This is a genomic window from Mycetocola saprophilus, from assembly GCF_000718085.1.
In the GTDB taxonomy this organism is placed as follows: Bacteria; Actinomycetota; Actinomycetes; order Actinomycetales; family Microbacteriaceae; genus Mycetocola; species Mycetocola saprophilus.
The window spans coordinates 251,703-266,284 of the sequence record NZ_JOEC01000002.1 but is presented as its reverse complement, the minus strand read 5'-3'; the positions used below and the strand labels follow the sequence as shown (position 1 = coordinate 266,284).

Below are 14,582 nucleotides of genomic sequence, written 5' to 3'. Positions count from 1 at the left end.
GCCACGGGCGCACGTCGGAAGGATCCTCATGACCACACTCGGCATTATCGGCAGCGGACACATCGGCACCGCGGTCGCGACCCTCGCGCAGCGCGCGGGCGTCCAGACCGTGCTGGCAAACTCGCGCGGCCCGGAATCCCTCACGGACAAGGTGGCCGAACTCGGCGACCAGATCTCGGCCGGGACCGTGGCCGAGGCGGCCGCGCAGGACATCGTGGTGCTCACCATTCCACTGGTCGCGACCCGGGAGTTCCCGGCCGAGATCCTCGCGGGCAAGGTTGTGATCGACACCAGCAACTACTACCCCTCGCGCGACGGCCGTATCCCCGAGCTCGACTCCAATCAGACCACCGTGAGCGAGCTGCTCTCGGCACACCTCGTCGGCAGCCGCTATGTGAAGGGTTTCAACAACATCGCCGCCCGTCACCTGCCCCAGCTTGCACGTCCGGCCGGGGCCGCGGATCGCTCGGCTCTTCCACTGGGATCCGATGATCCCGACGCTCTCGCCCAGGCCACCGCGCTGCTGGACACCCTGGGCTGGGATGCGGTCCCGGTCACCCCACTGGCCGAAACCTGGCGGGTGGAAACCGACACCATCGCCTACACGACCCCCTACTTCGATCCCGACACCACCGATGCCGGCGGCGAGGACTCGCGTCCGGTCTCGGCCGAATCCCTGCGCGAGACGATCGCCGCGGCGACCCGCGTGGACACCGGCGCCCGCACCGTCTAACCGCGCACGCCCCTCCCGAAGTCGCGAGACCCCGGGAGGGGCCTTTTCCCGCCTGCCCGCGGGAATGCCACAAGCGGGGTTGCGCCGTGTCCGGGATCGGCACCGGCCCGGTGCACTGTCACACGCCCCGGCTAGGCTGAGCGAACACCTCACCCCCGGGAGATCCCATGCCCTTTGCCGATGAACTCCTCGGCCACCCGGCGCTGCGCGCGCTGGAAACCTCGCTGCGAGAGGCCGGGCTGGAGCACTCCCCCGCGCTCGGTGCGATCGATGCGGATGTCCTGAGCCCGCTCAGCCTGCGCGAGCGCACCGACCTGATTCGAGATGCGATCCTGGCCGATGTGCCCGGCGACTTCGCGGTGCTGTCGCGCCTGGTTCACGTGGCGACCGAGGCCCCGACCCCGCCGAGCGGCTGGGGAGTCTGGCCGCTCACCGAGGCCGTGACCTCGCGCGCCCTGGCCAGCGATCCCGATACCCACCTGCCCGAAGCGCTCGCGCTTCAGGCGGCGCTGACCCCGGGCCTCACCGCCGAGTGGGGGATCCGCGGGCTGCTGCGGCACGACCTGCACCGGGCGCTGGGCATCATCCAGACCTGGACAGCCCATCCGGATGAGCATGTGCGCCGCCTCGCCTCCGAGGGAACCCGCGCGTACCTGCCGTGGGGTGTGCGGGTGCCGCAGATCATCGCCGAGCCCGAATCGACCCTGCCGATCCTGCACGCGCTCTACCGCGATCCCAGCGAGTATGTGCGCCGCTCGGTGGCCAATCACCTCAACGATATTGCCCGGCACCGCCCCGACCTGGTGACCGAGACCACGGCCGCCTGGCTCGCCGATCCCGATGAAAACACCGCCTGGCTGGTCAAACATGCGCTGCGCACGCTGATCAAAAAGGGCAATCCGGAAGCGCTCGCCCAGCTGGGCTTCGCCCCCGCGGCGGCCGAGGTGAGCGCGCTGGAACTCTCCACCGAGCGGGTGCCCGCGGGCGGAACGATCGGCTTCTCGGCGACCGTGACCAACACCGGATCGAGCGCCACCAAGTTGGCGATCGACTATGTGATCCACTTCCAGAAGGCCAACGGAACCCTGGCCCCCAAGACCTTCAAACTGGTGACCCGCACGCTGGCCCCCGGCGAGCGCATCCGGGTTGCCAAGGAGCACTCGTTCAGGCCGATCACGACTCGGCGCTATCACCCGGGCGCGCACGCCGTGGCGCTCCAGGTCAACGGCGTCGCCTTCGAGCAGGCGGTCTTCGAGCTGGACGCCGACTAGCTTCTCGGTTGCCACCACTGGTCTCATGGTGGGGAGACACCGGTGCGCCCAGCGAAGTTTCACGTGCCCGAAACCTGCCGGGGCAAGTTTGGAAACAATCATCGGACTGAATTGGTCATACCACTTTTGACCACTCCGATGCCCGCATCGTCTAACGATTGTGATCCCGCTTGACCACTCACGCCGATGGCCTCACGAGCTTCACCTCCACCCCGCGCCCCCGACGCCGAACCCCGCTATACCGCTCGATGTTCTTCCAGTTGATCATCGCGATCATTCTCGGAATAACGATCGGCGTGCTCTTCCCCGACCTCGGCACCCAGCTCAAGCCGCTCGGAGACGGGTTCATCCGCCTGATCAAGATGATCATTGCCCCGCTGATCTTCCTGGTCATCGTCACCGGTATCGCCCATATGGGCGACGTGAAAGCGGTCGGCCGGGTGGGAGTCAAAGCCCTCGCCTACTTCCTCGTAGCATCCACCTTCGCACTCATCTTCGGCCTGGTTGTGGGTAACCTGATGGCACCGGGCGCCGGGCTCAACATCGACCCCGGAACACTGTCAGAAGCCGCGGTGGACGCCAAGACGGGCGGGGCCAAGGCCCCCGATGCCGCAACCTTTGTGCTGGGCATCATTCCGGCCAGCGTGGTTGATGCCTTCGCCCAGAACGCGCTGCTTCAGGTGCTGGTTTTTGCGGTGTTTGTGGGCAGCGCGGTGATCGTGATCGGTCGCGAAAAGGTGGCCCCGGTGATGAACTTCTTCGACGCCTTCCTCACCATCATCTACACGATCATGGGCTGGGTGATGAAGCTCGCTCCCATCGGGGCCTTCGGCGCGATGGCGTTTGTGATCGGCCAGTACGGTGTCGCGACCCTGGGCACCTATGCCAAGCTGATCGTCGCCTGCTATGCCGCGGCCCTGGTCTTTATCGGGCTGCTGTCGGTTGTCCTCTGGCTGGTCGCCCGGGTGTCACTCTGGAGCTTCCTGAAATACACCCGCGCCGAGTTCGGCCTGGCCCTGGGCACCGCCTCCACCGAATCGGTGCTGCCCCGAATGATGACCAAACTCACCGAGGCCGGCTGCTCACGCGCGGTCACCGGTCTGGTGATGCCCACGGGCTACTCATTCAACCTGGATGGGGCGGCCATCTACCTTTCCATCTCCCTGCTCTTCCTGGCTCAGGCGTTCGGGGTACAGCTGGATCTGGGCCAGCAAATCGCCGCACTCGGGGTGTTGCTGCTCACATCAAAGGGCATGGCCGGGGTTCCCGGTTCCTCCTTTCTCGCGCTCTCGGCCACCGCCGCGGCCCTGGGGATCTTCCCGGTGGCCGGTGTGGCCCTGCTGCTCGGGGCGGACCGGATCATGGATTCGATGCGGGTCACCGTGAACCTACTGGGCAACTGCGTTGCCACGTTCGTCATCGCCGCCTGGGAGGGCCAGCTGGATCGCACCCAGCTCCGCCGGGCGCTCGGCGGCACGGAATCCACCGAACCCGCACCACTCACCGCCAGCTAGCGTCGATAATGGTGGGGTGGGCACTCGCCCACCCCACCCCGGGAGACCCCATGTCGATCGATCGCATACCGCCGCTGCCGGGCGATGGCGTGCCCTCGGGCACCGAGATACTGGTACACCTGCAAAACCTGATCCTCACCGGGGCCCTGGAGCCGGGCGAAAGACTCCCCAGCGAGCGCGATTTGGCCTCGCATCTGGGGGTGTCTCGCCCCCTGCTGCGGGAGTGCCTGGGCCAGCTGGAAGCCCGCCGGCTGGTTGAACGCCGGCACGGCAGTGGCACCCGGGTCACCAGCGGACGCGATCACGAGGCCGATCTGCTCGGTGCGGTCTTGGCGGCCAGTGACGACCATCGAAACGCCGATGAACTGCGGATGATCCTGGAAACTCGGATCGCCGAATTAGCCGCATCACGGATGAACCCCGCGGACCTCGACGATCTGGAACGCTGGGTGAGCGGTGACCCCGAAACGCTCACCGTGGAGGAGTCTATCCGCCTGGACGAGTCGTTTCATACGGCACTCGCCCGGGGCACCGGAAATCCCCTGATCGGTGCGGTCTCCGCACTCCTGACCACCTGGACCCATCCGATCCGTTCGGGGTCACACGGCGATCCCGCCGCCCGCCGCATCTCGATGGAGGGCCATCGGGAAATTCTCGCCGCCGTCCGCAGTCGCTCTCCGGAGGCCGCCCGAATCGCGATGGACCGGCACCTGTGCGAGGTGTCCGCGCTCGCGGCCCGCGGCTAGCGTGAACCACCCACTCGTGCCGCGCCACCCCCCCCTCACCGACCTGCCGGAGGTTTGTCATGACCCAGCCAGTCCAGTCCGAACCCCGAGTGGGTTGCGGTGCCGCGATTCTTCGGGATGACAAGCTGCTGCTGATCCGCCGCAGGCGCGAACCCGAGGCAGGCCACTGGGGTCTACCCGGCGGCAAGGTTGACCCGGGCGAAACCGTTCCCGCGGCGATTGCCCGCGAGATTGCCGAAGAGTTGGATATCACCCTCGGCGACACCACGCTGCTGTGTGTGGTGGATCAGATCGACGCCGAAGCGGGCACCCACTGGATCGCCCCGGTCCACCTGGCCCCCACCTTCACCGGTACCCCGCACCTGGTCGAGCCCGAGAAGCACGACGGCCTAGACTGGTTCCCCCTCGACGCCCTGCCGAGCCCGCTCACCGTGGCAACGGTGCAGGCCGTGGCGGCGCTGGAGGCGCGCGGAACTGACGTGTAAAATCCGCTCAAGGCATGTCATCGCTCCCTTTTCACGTATGCGCTCGGATTCCTTTGTCTCCGGCGGCTGAGACCAAGCTCGCTCACCGTCAAGATGCTAAAGCTCAGTAACCCGACGATAACTCCAACCTGCCAGGACCACCCCAAACAGGCCATGAGCGCTATCTGGATGATGATCGTACTTGCGGTCCAGACCCGGGCTAGCAAAATGAACTCGCTACTTTGGAATAGTTGTCTGCGTTCGGGAAAATACGGGCACGGTAGCAGGCGTTCGGCGCAACATTCTTTGTTCCCTCTTGTAGCCTTGCGAATACGTCATATACGGTGGCCGGTGCCACAAACGTGCAAAGCAGCCGCACAATCGCGGTTAGAGCTTGCGGGATCTTCGCCAAGGTACAGGCCGCTGCCGGGCCCACGGCCAAAATCGAATATGCAAGGCCACCAAATCCGATGATCTCGATGCCTTTCAAACTCAAAAACACCCCCGGGCCGCCAGGCCCGACTACCTGAGCCGATACTTTGGGATCTACCACAACCGGGTATGTTGCATTCCTAGACTCGATTCGCTGCACGACATTTCCTGATTCAATCGAGTAGGTCGTTGGGACCAATTCACCACGGGCGTCAACCGCCCACGGTGCGTCGAAGGCGGCAAACGCGATTACGGCCCCGTCAACTTCCGTGACAGCTTCAATCTGGCGTCCCTGCTGTCGGAGCGTGGACCCGAAAGGCAAACTGATTCCGAACGTAGCGGAGGTCTCGCCTTCATTGAGCACTGATAACACTTGTAGCCCATCACTCCGAAGCCGAATCTCTGAACCGTTCTTGTTCTTGGGCGCTACACGAATCGCACCCCGAGCAGTCTGCAGCACTCCAACATCGTTTTGGATTGATATACCCGAAATCGCGACCTCTGAAGCCAACGTCGGCTCACCGACGACCTCCAATGCCCGATCGATTAGCGCGCTTTTATCTGTTTGAGGCGCAGCCAATGCTGCTGAGCTTGTACCTACGATCAGCGCCGTTACGAGAGCTCCGATTGATACTATTTTGCGTTTCATTTCCCCCCCCCCAAGGAAGTGTCGTTGTAAACGCACACTAGTTAGGGCCCGATGGCTTCACAACCATCGCGGACAAGGCGTCCATAAAGCACAACGCCCGTCATTCGGCTACTCTCACGCCCACCTAGTGCAGCTCGGCGTCCGCGGCGGTTTCGGTCCAGCCGAGGAAGGTCGCCGAGAAACCGGCGCGGGTCGGCGCGCAGATCAGCGGACCCGCGGACACGGCGAGTGAGCCCGCGAGCGGTGCCACACGCACCAGACGCCACGGTTCGGCATCCACTCGGGCGCGCACGGTAACCGAGGTCTCGTCGCGGCTCACCCGGATCGTGATGACGCGGGCGTTCCACTCGGGGACCGGTGCCACCGACCAGTCGGAGTTGACGTGGGTCACGACCGCGCCGAGCTGGAGTGCACCGTCGGCGAACTCGACGCCCGCCTTAATCCAGGTGTCCTCGGCAGCCCGCAGGAATACGCCCGCCTGATCAAACTGTTCGGAGAACTCGGCGCTGAAGGACACCTCGACCGCGCGACCCACCGCAAACGGCGCGATCAGCGCGTGCTCGGTATCGTGCACAAACCCGTAGGAGGTGTGCCGCCAGGCATCGCTGCCCTCCACCGCCTCCACGATAAGACCCGCGTTGGTTTCGGTGGCGGACACCGGCGCGGTGGTCCAGGTTCCGGCGCTCCAGGGGATCAGGCGGTCGGTCATCGAGGCTCCTTTACTCGCGCGATCCGAGGATTGGTCGCTCCCAGTAGGCTATCGCCGACCCGGGCAAAAGCGAGTACTCTCGTGAATCGACCATCGACCCATAAACCGGAACCTCGTGAACGCACCCCACACCTCCCCCATCCCGCTGCCGCCGCTCGGACACAATCCCGGCCGCGCGTTCCTCGGCCTGCTGCGCCCGCACCGTGGCAAGCTGCTGCTGGCCGCGCTCGCCTTCATCGTCAAGGACAGCCCGCTGTGGCTGATGCCGGTGATTACCGCGCGGGTGATCGACATCGTGGTTGATCGCCGCTCCCTCACCGAACTGGCGATTGCCGCGGGTCTCGCCGTTGTGCTGCTTTTGCAGAACTATCCACTGCATATGGCCTTCACCCGCCTCTTTAGTACGGTCACCCGCCGGATCGCCGCCGATCTGCGCAACACCCTGACCGAGCACCTCCAGTCCCTCTCGATCGGCTACCACTCCCGAGCGAGCGCCGCGGTCATCCAGACCAAGGTGGTCCGCGACGTGGAAAACGTCGAGCTGATGATGCAGCAGGCCTTCCCCGCCGCCCTCTCGGCGGTGGCCGCGCTGACCGGTGCGATCATCATGACCGCGATCCAGGTGCCGGCGTTTGTGCTGGTGTTCGCGCTGACCGTGCCGATCGCCGTGCTCCTGATGCGCTACGTGCGCGCCCGCTCACGCCACCGCAACGAGGACTTCCGCCGCCAGGTTGAGCAGTTTTCCAAGGGGGTGGGCGAGATGGCCACGCTGATCCCGATCACCCGCGCCCACGGCCTGGAAAAGGTCGCCGTGGAACGCGTCTCCCACCGCACCGAGGAGGTGCGCAGCGCGGGCATCAACCTCGACGTGCTCAACGGTCGGTTCGGCGCGATGTCCTGGGTTGCCTACCAGCTGCTCGGCGTCTTCTGCCTGGTGGCCGCGGCCGCTGCCTCCCTCACCGGGCTGCTGCCGATCACCCCGGGTCAGGTGGTGCTGCTGAGCACCTACTTCACGATCCTCACCGGCGGCATCGTAACCCTGCTGAGCCTGGTGCCCGTGTTCACCCGCGGGCTGGAGTCGATCCGCTCGGTGGGCGAAGTGCTGCAGGATCCCGATGTTGAGGAGAACGACGGCAAGTCCCACATCACCGATGTCGAGGGCGAGCTGCGCTTCGAGGACATTCGCTTCCGCTTCCCCGGGGATCCCCGAGTCGCCATCGACGGCGTCAACCTGACGGTGAAGCCCGGCGAAACCATCGCGTTTGTGGGCCCCTCGGGCTCGGGAAAATCCACGATGCTGAACCTCGTGCTGGGCTTCCTGCGCCCCACCAGCGGACGCATCCTGCTGGATGGACGCGACCTGGAAACCCTCGACCTGCGCGAGGTGCGCCGGTTCGTGTCGGTGGTGCCACAGGAGTCGGTGCTCTTTGACGGGACCGTGCGCGACAACATCACCTACGGCCTGGAAAACGTCACCGATGAGCGCGTGCTTAAGGCGCTGACCGATGCCCACGCGATGGACATCATCGAGAACCTACCCCAGGGGTGGGACACGGTTGTCGGTGAGCGCGGGGCGAGCCTGTCCGGCGGTCAGCGGCAGCGCCTGGCGATCGCCCGGGCGCTGGTGCGGGATCCGCGGATCCTCTTCCTCGATGAGGCGACCTCGGCGCTGGACTCCGAATCCGAATCCCACATCAAGGACGCGCTGGACACGCTGCTGCGCGATCGGACCACCCTGATCGTCGCCCACCGTCTGTCCACCATCCGCTCGGCCGACCGGATCGTGGTGCTGGCCCGCGGCAAGATCGTCGAGATCGGCAGCCACGAGCAGCTGCTCAAGCTCGGTGGACACTACGCCCGCCTGCACAAGGCGCAAAACGGCTAGCCTCGGAAGTTCGGGGCGAACGCCCGTAACCTCAATCCGGGGTTACGGGCGTGCGGCGTCTTCCTCGAGCAGCGGCAGCGTGATCGTGAAGACCGTGTTCCCGGGTTCGGAGTCCAGCGCAACGCGACCCCCGTGGGCCTGCACCACCGCGGCGACGATCGACAACCCGAGACCCGAGGTGCCGCTGGTGCCGGCCGTGCGAGTACGGGACTCGTCCCCGCGCACGAAGCGTTCAAACACGTGGTCGCGGACCTTCTCGGAAACCCCGGGGCCATCGTCGCGCACCTCGATGACCGCCTCACCGTCCACCACCGCGAGCCGGGCACCGATGTGGGTACCGGCCGGGGTGTGCACGCGGGCGTTGGCCAGCAGATTGACGATGACCTGCTGAATCCGCGGCGCATCCCCCAGCACTCGAATCGGGGCGTCGGGACCCTCGAAGTCCAGCGGATGTTCGGGACCGGCCGCACGTGCATCGTTGACCGCATGGAACACGATGTCGGTGAGGTCCACCGGGCGCTGGGTCAGCTCGCGCCCCTCGTCCAGGCGGGCGAGCAGCAGCAGGTCCTCGACGATGCCGGTCATCCGGATCGACTCGGACCCGATCCGCTCGAGCGAATACGCGATGTCTTCGGGCAGGTCGCCACCGATGCGGCGGGCCAGCTCGGAGTAGCCGCGGATCGAGGCCAGCGGGGTGCGCAGCTCGTGACTGGCATCCGAGACGAACCTCCGCAGCTTCACCTCGCCGGCGCGGCGCACCCGCAGCGACTCCTCCACGTGCCCGAGCATCCGGTTGAGTGAGGCACCCACGCGACCCACCTCGGTGCGCTCGTCGGCGTCCTTTTCGGGCACCCGCACCCGTAGCGCCGCCTCGGTCCGGTCCTCGGCCTGCGCGGCACGACGGGCGGATTCGGAGGCCTGCGCGCGGGCGGGCAGGTCGATCTCGCTGGAATAGGTCCCGACCTGCGTCGGGGACTCGGCGTCCGCGGTTCCGGCGGAACCGGGCGTGCTCCACGGACGCAGCCCGGGCAGGCGACGTCCCGGCGGGGCGGGGGTGCCCTCGGATTCCTCGTCCATCGGGGTCCCGAGCGACAGCCTGGACACCTCGGCGGCCGTGGCGGCCACCCGGTCCAGCGGACGCAGCGCCAACCGGATCACCAGGTAGGCGGCCCCCACCGTCAGCAGCAGCACGGCACCGGCCAGGGCCAGGATCGCGCGGGTCAGCTGGGAGAGGGTCAGCTCGGTCGCGGCCATCGGCAGCCCCACCACGCTCACGCCCGGGCGCAGGGTGGTCTGAGAGACCAAAACCTGCACGTCCCGAGCCAGGATGCGGTAGTTGCCGAGGCTCGGAATGTTCACGGTGACCGGTTCGTTTTTGCCCAGGGCAGCCAGGATCGCGCGGTTTTGAGCATCGTCCAGGGGTTCGGGGACCGCGTCGGCGCTGAGCGCGGCCGAGCGCACGGCCACGCCGTCCACCACGAGCACGCCGAGCGCGCCGGGGCCGGTGCCCGGGTCGCCGAGGAACGACTGGTTTTGTGGGTCGGCGACCCCCGGATTGCGGTCGGGCCGCTGCACCAGGTGCTGCAACTGCTCATCCACCCGGTTTTCCAGCAGGTTGCCCACGGTCAAGACCGCGGCCCCGCCGATCAGGGTCGAGGCCAGCGCGATGCCGGCGATCACGATCAGCAGGATCCGCTGGCGCAGCGTCAACACCCGCCGCTTTTTAGTGGCGGCGGGCAGGGGTGGACGCGGCGGAATGTCCGTGAGATCCGCGGTGGCCATGTCGCTCACTCGCCGGCGATCCGCGCCGGTTTGATCATGTAGCCCACGCCCCGGGAGGTGTGGATCATGGGCTCGCGCCCCGCGTCGATCTTGCGACGCAGATAGGAGATGTAGAGCTCCACGATGCTGGTGCGACCGTCGAACTCGTAGTTCCAGACGCGGTCGAGGATCTGCATCTTGGAGAGCAGTCGGCGCGGATTACGCATCAGGTAGCGCAGCAGCTCAAACTCGGTCGCGGTGAGGTCGATGGGCACGCCGCCGCGCTCCACCTCGTGGGAGTCCTCGTTGAGGATCAGGTCGCCCACCTGCACCAGCGGGCCGACCTGCTCGGGGGTGACCAGGGCCGCGCGGCGCAGCAGACCGCGAATGCGCGCGACGAGTTCCTCGAGGCTGAAGGGCTTGGTGACGTAATCGTCGCCGCCCGCGGTGAGCCCGGCGATGCGATCGTCGAGGGCGTCCTTGGCGGTGAGGAAGAGGACGGGCAGGTCGGCGTCACGGGCACGCAGGCGGCCAAGGATGCTCAGGCCGTCGAGGTCGGGGAGCATGATGTCCAGGATGACCAGGTCGGGATTGAACTTGCGGGCGGTGGCCAGCGCGGTCGCGCCGTCCCCGGCGGTCTCCACCTCCCAGCCCTCATACCGCAGCGCCATGCGCAGCAGATCGGTCAGGGAGGGCTCATCATCCACCACGAGGATGCGCAGGGCCCCGCCATCGGCACGGGTCATCGCGCTCAGGGGCACGGCGGGTCTAAAGCTGCTGCTATCGCTCATTCCTCCAGTATCCGCGCAAACCTATGAGAAACCTATGCGCAGCGTGGATGTGGACTGTACGAGGCAAAAATGGCCGCCGGTGCGATGTTCCGGGCGTCCAGCCCGAACCCAGGTGTTCGGGTCTAGCGTCGCCATTACCCGCCCCTCACACGCCTCTCCCCCCTCCGCTCGTGCGTTTGCGTGCCCTATCGGAAATCAATCAAGGGAGTAATCATGACGTTCATCTCCGCGGCAGTGGCCATCACGGCCACTCTCGCCTTCACGGGTCTTCCCGCAGCCCCCACAGATTCAACAGAAAGCCAGTCCTCCGAGCCACCATCGAACATCACTATAGACGAGCGCACATACGGGCCCGAAGAGGGGCTGACCTGGGAATCAGGGAGCTTCTCGCTTGAAAAATACTCCTCCGATGACGGGCCCCGTCCACTCTCAAATGAGTACCGCGTGGACCGAGGAAGCAGTTTCGTCTCCTCGACTCATGACTCCTCGGTTCGATACATCGGGCAGAGCTACGCGGCTGGCAACGTGTATCAGGGCAGTAGATACATCAGCGCCCAACACAAGTACATGCGCGACGGCGCGAACGTCAACGACTGGCAGATTGCCTACGCCGCAAACAACGGTAGTTGCAATTGGACTCCGGGGAAGGCGAAAGTCAGCATCGTGATGGACACGCTCAACCCGTGGGCAACACCGACCGAGTTCCGCTGGGACTTCGGCACTGTCAATCCCCAAGTCTGCTGAATCGGCTCGGGATAATGGTGCGCTCTGCCGCATGCCGGCGCGTCCCGGCACTTCCGCTCCTCGCGTGCGGGGTGCTCGGGGTCATGTTTTGGAGCATGCTGGCGCTCCTGCTGATCGAGAATTCCACCGGTGCCACGGCGATGAAACTGGGATCAAGCGATCCCACGGCCAGGCTCACCGTCATCGGACCGGACGTGGACGCCGTCCCGCTGCCACTCTCCCCCGCGCTTTCGAGAGCCGCCCGCGAGGCCGGGGCCACGATTGCGTATTCCCGTTGGTACGAGACCGGGCTGGTGAGCGTGTTTGATCCGGCAACCCGGATCAGCGTTGCAACACCCCTACGCTCGGATCAGCCCGGTGCGCGGGCCCTCGTTGCGACGGATTTTCCCGGCTCCCCGGACCTCACGATTCTTGCGGCGACCATCACCCCAACCAGAAAACAGGGTCGCTTCACCCCCACCGAAACCACGTTTGAGGGTCGCCCACCCGCGCTGCTGTTCACGCCGGAGGCGCTCCCGTTTGGCCCCGGTATCTACCGCATTTTTGGCGTGGATGAGGACACAGTTTCCCGATTCATCAAGGTGTTTGAGCGCAGTGGAATGCGGATTGTCGGGGTCTCATTTGAACCGGATTCCACCCCGTGGGCGCTGATTACCCGCGGGGTGGCAAGCCCGTTTGGGATGATCGCTCAGGGGCTGGGCGCAATGGTAATACTGGGACCGCTCCTCACCGCGGGTTCCCGCCTGGGCAGAGAGTCCGATCGCTACCGAGCATGGGTGAGCGCGGGTGCGGCCCGTGAGATTGTGCGCCGGAACCAGCTCCTTATCCTGCTGCGCCCGGGTGTTGCCGGGACCCTCACCGGCACGGCTCTGGTCGCGGCTGCCTTGTTCAGGGTTCGCGATCTGGTGCTGTCATCCGCCCCCTACGTCGCCTCGGCTCTTGCCTCGGCGCTCGTTCTGCACGCGCTCACGCTGGCCATCCAGACGGCAATCGCGATCCGCTGGAACACCACGAGGCTACGCCATGTCGTCCCTCACTAGATTGGGGCGTGATCTGCGGGGTGCCACGGGGTGGATCATCACCTCCACGGTGATCCTCGGGCTCACAGCGGGACTGATCGCAAGCTTTGCGACGTTTGCGTTTTCAGGGTCGTCGGATAGCGTCCGCGACACCGCCCATAATCTCAGCGGCTTCCGCGTCATCGACCCACAGGCCCGGATCGGCCGCGACGTTCGAGACGCCACCCGGCTTCCCGCAACGGCCCCGCTTCTAGATGCACTCGGCGAGCGCACCGATCTCTCCCTCGTCCTCGGCGCTGATTACCTTACCCAGGTCCTCGCCAATCCCACTCTCGCACGCGTCGGTGCCCTGCGCATTCTGATCAGCACAGGGGTCGCCGAGGCCACCGACCAGGCACCACCCGGAGACACCGAGGCCCTGTACTGGGGATCCCCGGCGGACCTGGCGCGGATTGGTCCCACTCGACTCGGCACGCTCACGCTCCTGCGCGGCTCGGGTCAGGCCCCGGCCGTGGTGGGCGCAACCGCTGCAGACCCCGTGCTGTGGGTGAGCCCGGCCGGTGCCACAGCGCTCACGCTGATGAACGGCGGGCGGGCGGATGAGCTCGCCCGGAGTATTCGGTGCGCATGCTCGCCGGACACCCTTGGTACCCTCACCGCGACGATGAATACGGCCGAGGATCAGGCTCACACCGGGCGCCGTTTTGAAGCGGTCGCGGCGACGAGCCTTCAACGCTCTCGATCGGGTGCGCTGAGTGATGCCCTAGCACTCGGGTTGACCCTCACCACACTAATCATGGGCAGTCTCGTGGTCGTGGCCGCGGCTCGAAGACTTCGAGAGCGCATGCTGGCGCGGTGTCGCATCGAATTTCGGCAGGGAGCGCGGGCAAGTGCGCTGCGAATACGCATGCAGGTGACCCTCACCCTCGGCGTGGATCTCCCGCTCCTGACCGGATACACAGTCGGTTGGCTTGCCTATCTCCCGGCGGATTGGCCGCCGCTGCTTCCCCCGTCCGCACTGGCAGCCCCCGTGGCCGTTGCCCTGATTTTGCATCTCCTCATCGCTGTTCCGTTTTCCCGCGCACTCACCCGCGCATTTCAGCTCAAAGGTTCCTCATGATCGCACCCCTTCTCCACGCCGATCGTCTCACCCAGGTCTATCCCGATGGGGATGGTCTCCGCGTTATTCTGGACGGGTTCTCGCTGTACCTACACCGGGGAGAAATGATCGGGGTAAGCGGCCCCTCCGGGACCGGAAAAACCACGCTTCTGCGCATCCTGGCCGGGTTGAGCGCCCCGCAGGAGGGCACCCTCAACGTGCTGGGTGAGCGCGCGCATGTGGGTGACCCGCGGGCCCTCGCCCGAATCCGCAACGCCCACATCGGATATCTCGCCCAGACCGGGGATCTCCTGAATGACGAATCGGTGGGAGCAAACATCGATCTTCCGCTGCGTTTTCTGCGTCCTGCCCCGAGTCGGGCCGAACGCAAAGGTCGCACCCAGCGAGTTTTAGCTGTCGTCGGACTCGGCGGCCTGTCCCCGGAGCGTCCAGTGGACACCCTCTCGGGCGGGCAGCGGCGGCGGGTCGCCCTGGCACGAGCACTCATTCGCGAGCCGGACATCCTGATCGCCGATGAACCCACTGCCTCCCTCGATGCGGAGGCGGCCGCGGCCCTTGCCACCCTCCTTCGCGCCAGGGCGGATGCGGGTACCGGGGTCATCCTGGCCTCCCACGACCTCGACGTTCTGGACCGCTGCGACCGCCTGATCCGCCTCCCATAAACAAAACATAAAAATTCATAAGTTACGCATAGCCTCCCCTTGATCCGGGCACAGGGACGCTGCCTAGGTTCGGTTTCGCGGC

14 protein-coding genes are annotated in these 14,582 nt (G+C 66.0%); 10 read left to right on the top strand and 4 right to left on the bottom strand.

The window, feature by feature from the left end:
* Positions 1–28: 28 nt before the first annotated feature.
* From IE92_RS0107040 to IE92_RS0107020, 5 genes are all read left to right on the top strand, one after another.
* Entirely contained in the window at positions 29–733 is a 705-nt protein-coding gene (locus IE92_RS0107040) for an NADPH-dependent F420 reductase (RefSeq protein ID WP_030147796.1), read from the top strand.
* Positions 734–900: 167 nt separating this feature from the next.
* Positions 901–2,004, top strand: a complete 1,104-nt coding sequence (locus tag IE92_RS0107035; protein ID WP_030147795.1) for a DNA alkylation repair protein — start codon at positions 901–903, stop codon at positions 2,002–2,004.
* 248 nt (positions 2,005–2,252) lie between these two features.
* Positions 2,253–3,518, top strand: coding sequence for a cation:dicarboxylate symporter family transporter (locus tag IE92_RS0107030; protein ID WP_081864025.1), 1,266 nt, complete (start codon positions 2,253–2,255; stop codon positions 3,516–3,518).
* 50 nt (positions 3,519–3,568) lie between these two features.
* The gene (locus IE92_RS19040; RefSeq protein WP_051701721.1) at positions 3,569–4,264 is read left to right on the top strand and encodes a FadR/GntR family transcriptional regulator; all 696 of its coding nucleotides are present in this window, start codon (positions 3,569–3,571) and stop codon (positions 4,262–4,264) included.
* A 59-nt stretch (positions 4,265–4,323) separates the two neighbouring features.
* Positions 4,324–4,749 carry an NUDIX hydrolase gene (locus IE92_RS0107020; protein ID WP_030147792.1) on the top strand — a complete coding sequence of 142 codons (426 nt, stop codon included), beginning with the start codon at positions 4,324–4,326 and terminating at the stop codon, positions 4,747–4,749.
* A 199-nt stretch (positions 4,750–4,948) separates the two neighbouring features.
* On the opposite strand, the gene IE92_RS18260 is transcribed toward IE92_RS0107020, so the two are convergent.
* Positions 4,949–5,809, bottom strand: a complete 861-nt coding sequence (locus IE92_RS18260; RefSeq protein ID WP_156027450.1) for a hypothetical protein — start codon at positions 5,807–5,809, stop codon at positions 4,949–4,951.
* A gap of 124 nt (positions 5,810–5,933) precedes the next feature.
* Positions 5,934–6,518: a DUF1349 domain-containing protein gene (locus IE92_RS0107015; RefSeq protein ID WP_030147791.1), complete on the bottom strand. Its 585-nt coding sequence runs from the start codon at positions 6,516–6,518 to the stop codon at positions 5,934–5,936.
* Positions 6,519–6,633: 115 nt separating this feature from the next.
* Here IE92_RS0107015 and IE92_RS0107010 point away from each other — a divergent pair, with 115 nt between their 5' ends.
* A complete protein-coding gene (locus IE92_RS0107010; protein ID WP_051701722.1) occupies positions 6,634–8,403 on the top strand; it encodes an ABC transporter ATP-binding protein in 1,770 nt (589 codons plus the stop codon).
* Positions 8,404–8,445: 42 nt separating this feature from the next.
* On the opposite strand, the gene IE92_RS0107005 is transcribed toward IE92_RS0107010, so the two are convergent.
* Together IE92_RS0107005 and IE92_RS0107000 are read right to left on the bottom strand one after the other, a co-directional pair.
* Positions 8,446–10,185: a sensor histidine kinase gene (locus IE92_RS0107005; RefSeq protein ID WP_245601234.1), complete on the bottom strand. Its 1,740-nt coding sequence runs from the start codon at positions 10,183–10,185 to the stop codon at positions 8,446–8,448.
* Between the two features lie 5 nt (positions 10,186–10,190).
* Complete coding sequence (locus IE92_RS0107000) at positions 10,191–10,955, bottom strand: response regulator transcription factor (protein WP_030147788.1); 765 nt, start codon at positions 10,953–10,955, stop codon at positions 10,191–10,193.
* Between the two features lie 213 nt (positions 10,956–11,168).
* Here IE92_RS0107000 and IE92_RS0106995 point away from each other — a divergent pair, with 213 nt between their 5' ends.
* The 4 genes from IE92_RS0106995 to IE92_RS0106980 all read left to right on the top strand — a co-directional run bounded on the left by IE92_RS0106995 (position 11,169) and on the right by IE92_RS0106980 (position 14,500).
* Positions 11,169–11,699 carry a hypothetical protein gene (locus tag IE92_RS0106995; protein ID WP_030147787.1) on the top strand — a complete coding sequence of 177 codons (531 nt, stop codon included), beginning with the start codon at positions 11,169–11,171 and terminating at the stop codon, positions 11,697–11,699.
* 95 nt (positions 11,700–11,794) lie between these two features.
* Positions 11,795–12,739: a hypothetical protein gene (locus IE92_RS0106990; RefSeq protein WP_030147786.1), complete on the top strand. Its 945-nt coding sequence runs from the start codon at positions 11,795–11,797 to the stop codon at positions 12,737–12,739.
* Positions 12,723–13,838, top strand: coding sequence for a hypothetical protein (locus IE92_RS0106985; protein WP_030147785.1), 1,116 nt, complete (start codon positions 12,723–12,725; stop codon positions 13,836–13,838). The genes IE92_RS0106990 and IE92_RS0106985 overlap by 17 nt, the downstream gene beginning before the upstream one ends.
* A complete protein-coding gene (locus IE92_RS0106980) occupies positions 13,835–14,500 on the top strand; it encodes an ABC transporter ATP-binding protein (protein WP_030147784.1) in 666 nt (221 codons plus the stop codon). Before IE92_RS0106985 ends, IE92_RS0106980 begins: the two co-directional genes overlap by 4 nt.
* Positions 14,501–14,582: the final 82 nt, after the last annotated feature.

Bases quoted from the DNA above. Each gene is read 5' to 3' on its own strand.
- IE92_RS0106980 (WP_030147784.1), top strand. From the start codon at position 13,835: ATGATCGCACCCCTTCTCCACGCCGATCGTCTCACCCAGGTCTATCCC.
- IE92_RS0106990 (WP_030147786.1), top strand. From the start codon at position 11,795: ATGCTGGCGCTCCTGCTGATCGAGAATTCCACCGGTGCCACGGCGATG.
- IE92_RS0107020 (WP_030147792.1), top strand. From the start codon at position 4,324: ATGACCCAGCCAGTCCAGTCCGAACCCCGAGTGGGTTGCGGTGCCGCG.
- IE92_RS18260 (WP_156027450.1), bottom strand. From the start codon at position 5,809: ATGAAACGCAAAATAGTATCAATCGGAGCTCTCGTAACGGCGCTGATC.
- IE92_RS0107000 (WP_030147788.1), bottom strand. From the start codon at position 10,955: ATGAGCGATAGCAGCAGCTTTAGACCCGCCGTGCCCCTGAGCGCGATG.
- IE92_RS0107035 (WP_030147795.1), top strand. From the start codon at position 901: ATGCCCTTTGCCGATGAACTCCTCGGCCACCCGGCGCTGCGCGCGCTG.
- IE92_RS0106985 (WP_030147785.1), top strand. From the start codon at position 12,723: ATGTCGTCCCTCACTAGATTGGGGCGTGATCTGCGGGGTGCCACGGGG.
- IE92_RS0107030 (WP_081864025.1), top strand. From the start codon at position 2,253: ATGTTCTTCCAGTTGATCATCGCGATCATTCTCGGAATAACGATCGGC.
- IE92_RS0107040 (WP_030147796.1), top strand. From the start codon at position 29: ATGACCACACTCGGCATTATCGGCAGCGGACACATCGGCACCGCGGTC.
- IE92_RS0107005 (WP_245601234.1), bottom strand. From the start codon at position 10,185: ATGGCCACCGCGGATCTCACGGACATTCCGCCGCGTCCACCCCTGCCC.
- IE92_RS0107015 (WP_030147791.1), bottom strand. From the start codon at position 6,518: ATGACCGACCGCCTGATCCCCTGGAGCGCCGGAACCTGGACCACCGCG.
- IE92_RS19040 (WP_051701721.1), top strand. From the start codon at position 3,569: ATGTCGATCGATCGCATACCGCCGCTGCCGGGCGATGGCGTGCCCTCG.
- IE92_RS0106995 (WP_030147787.1), top strand. From the start codon at position 11,169: ATGACGTTCATCTCCGCGGCAGTGGCCATCACGGCCACTCTCGCCTTC.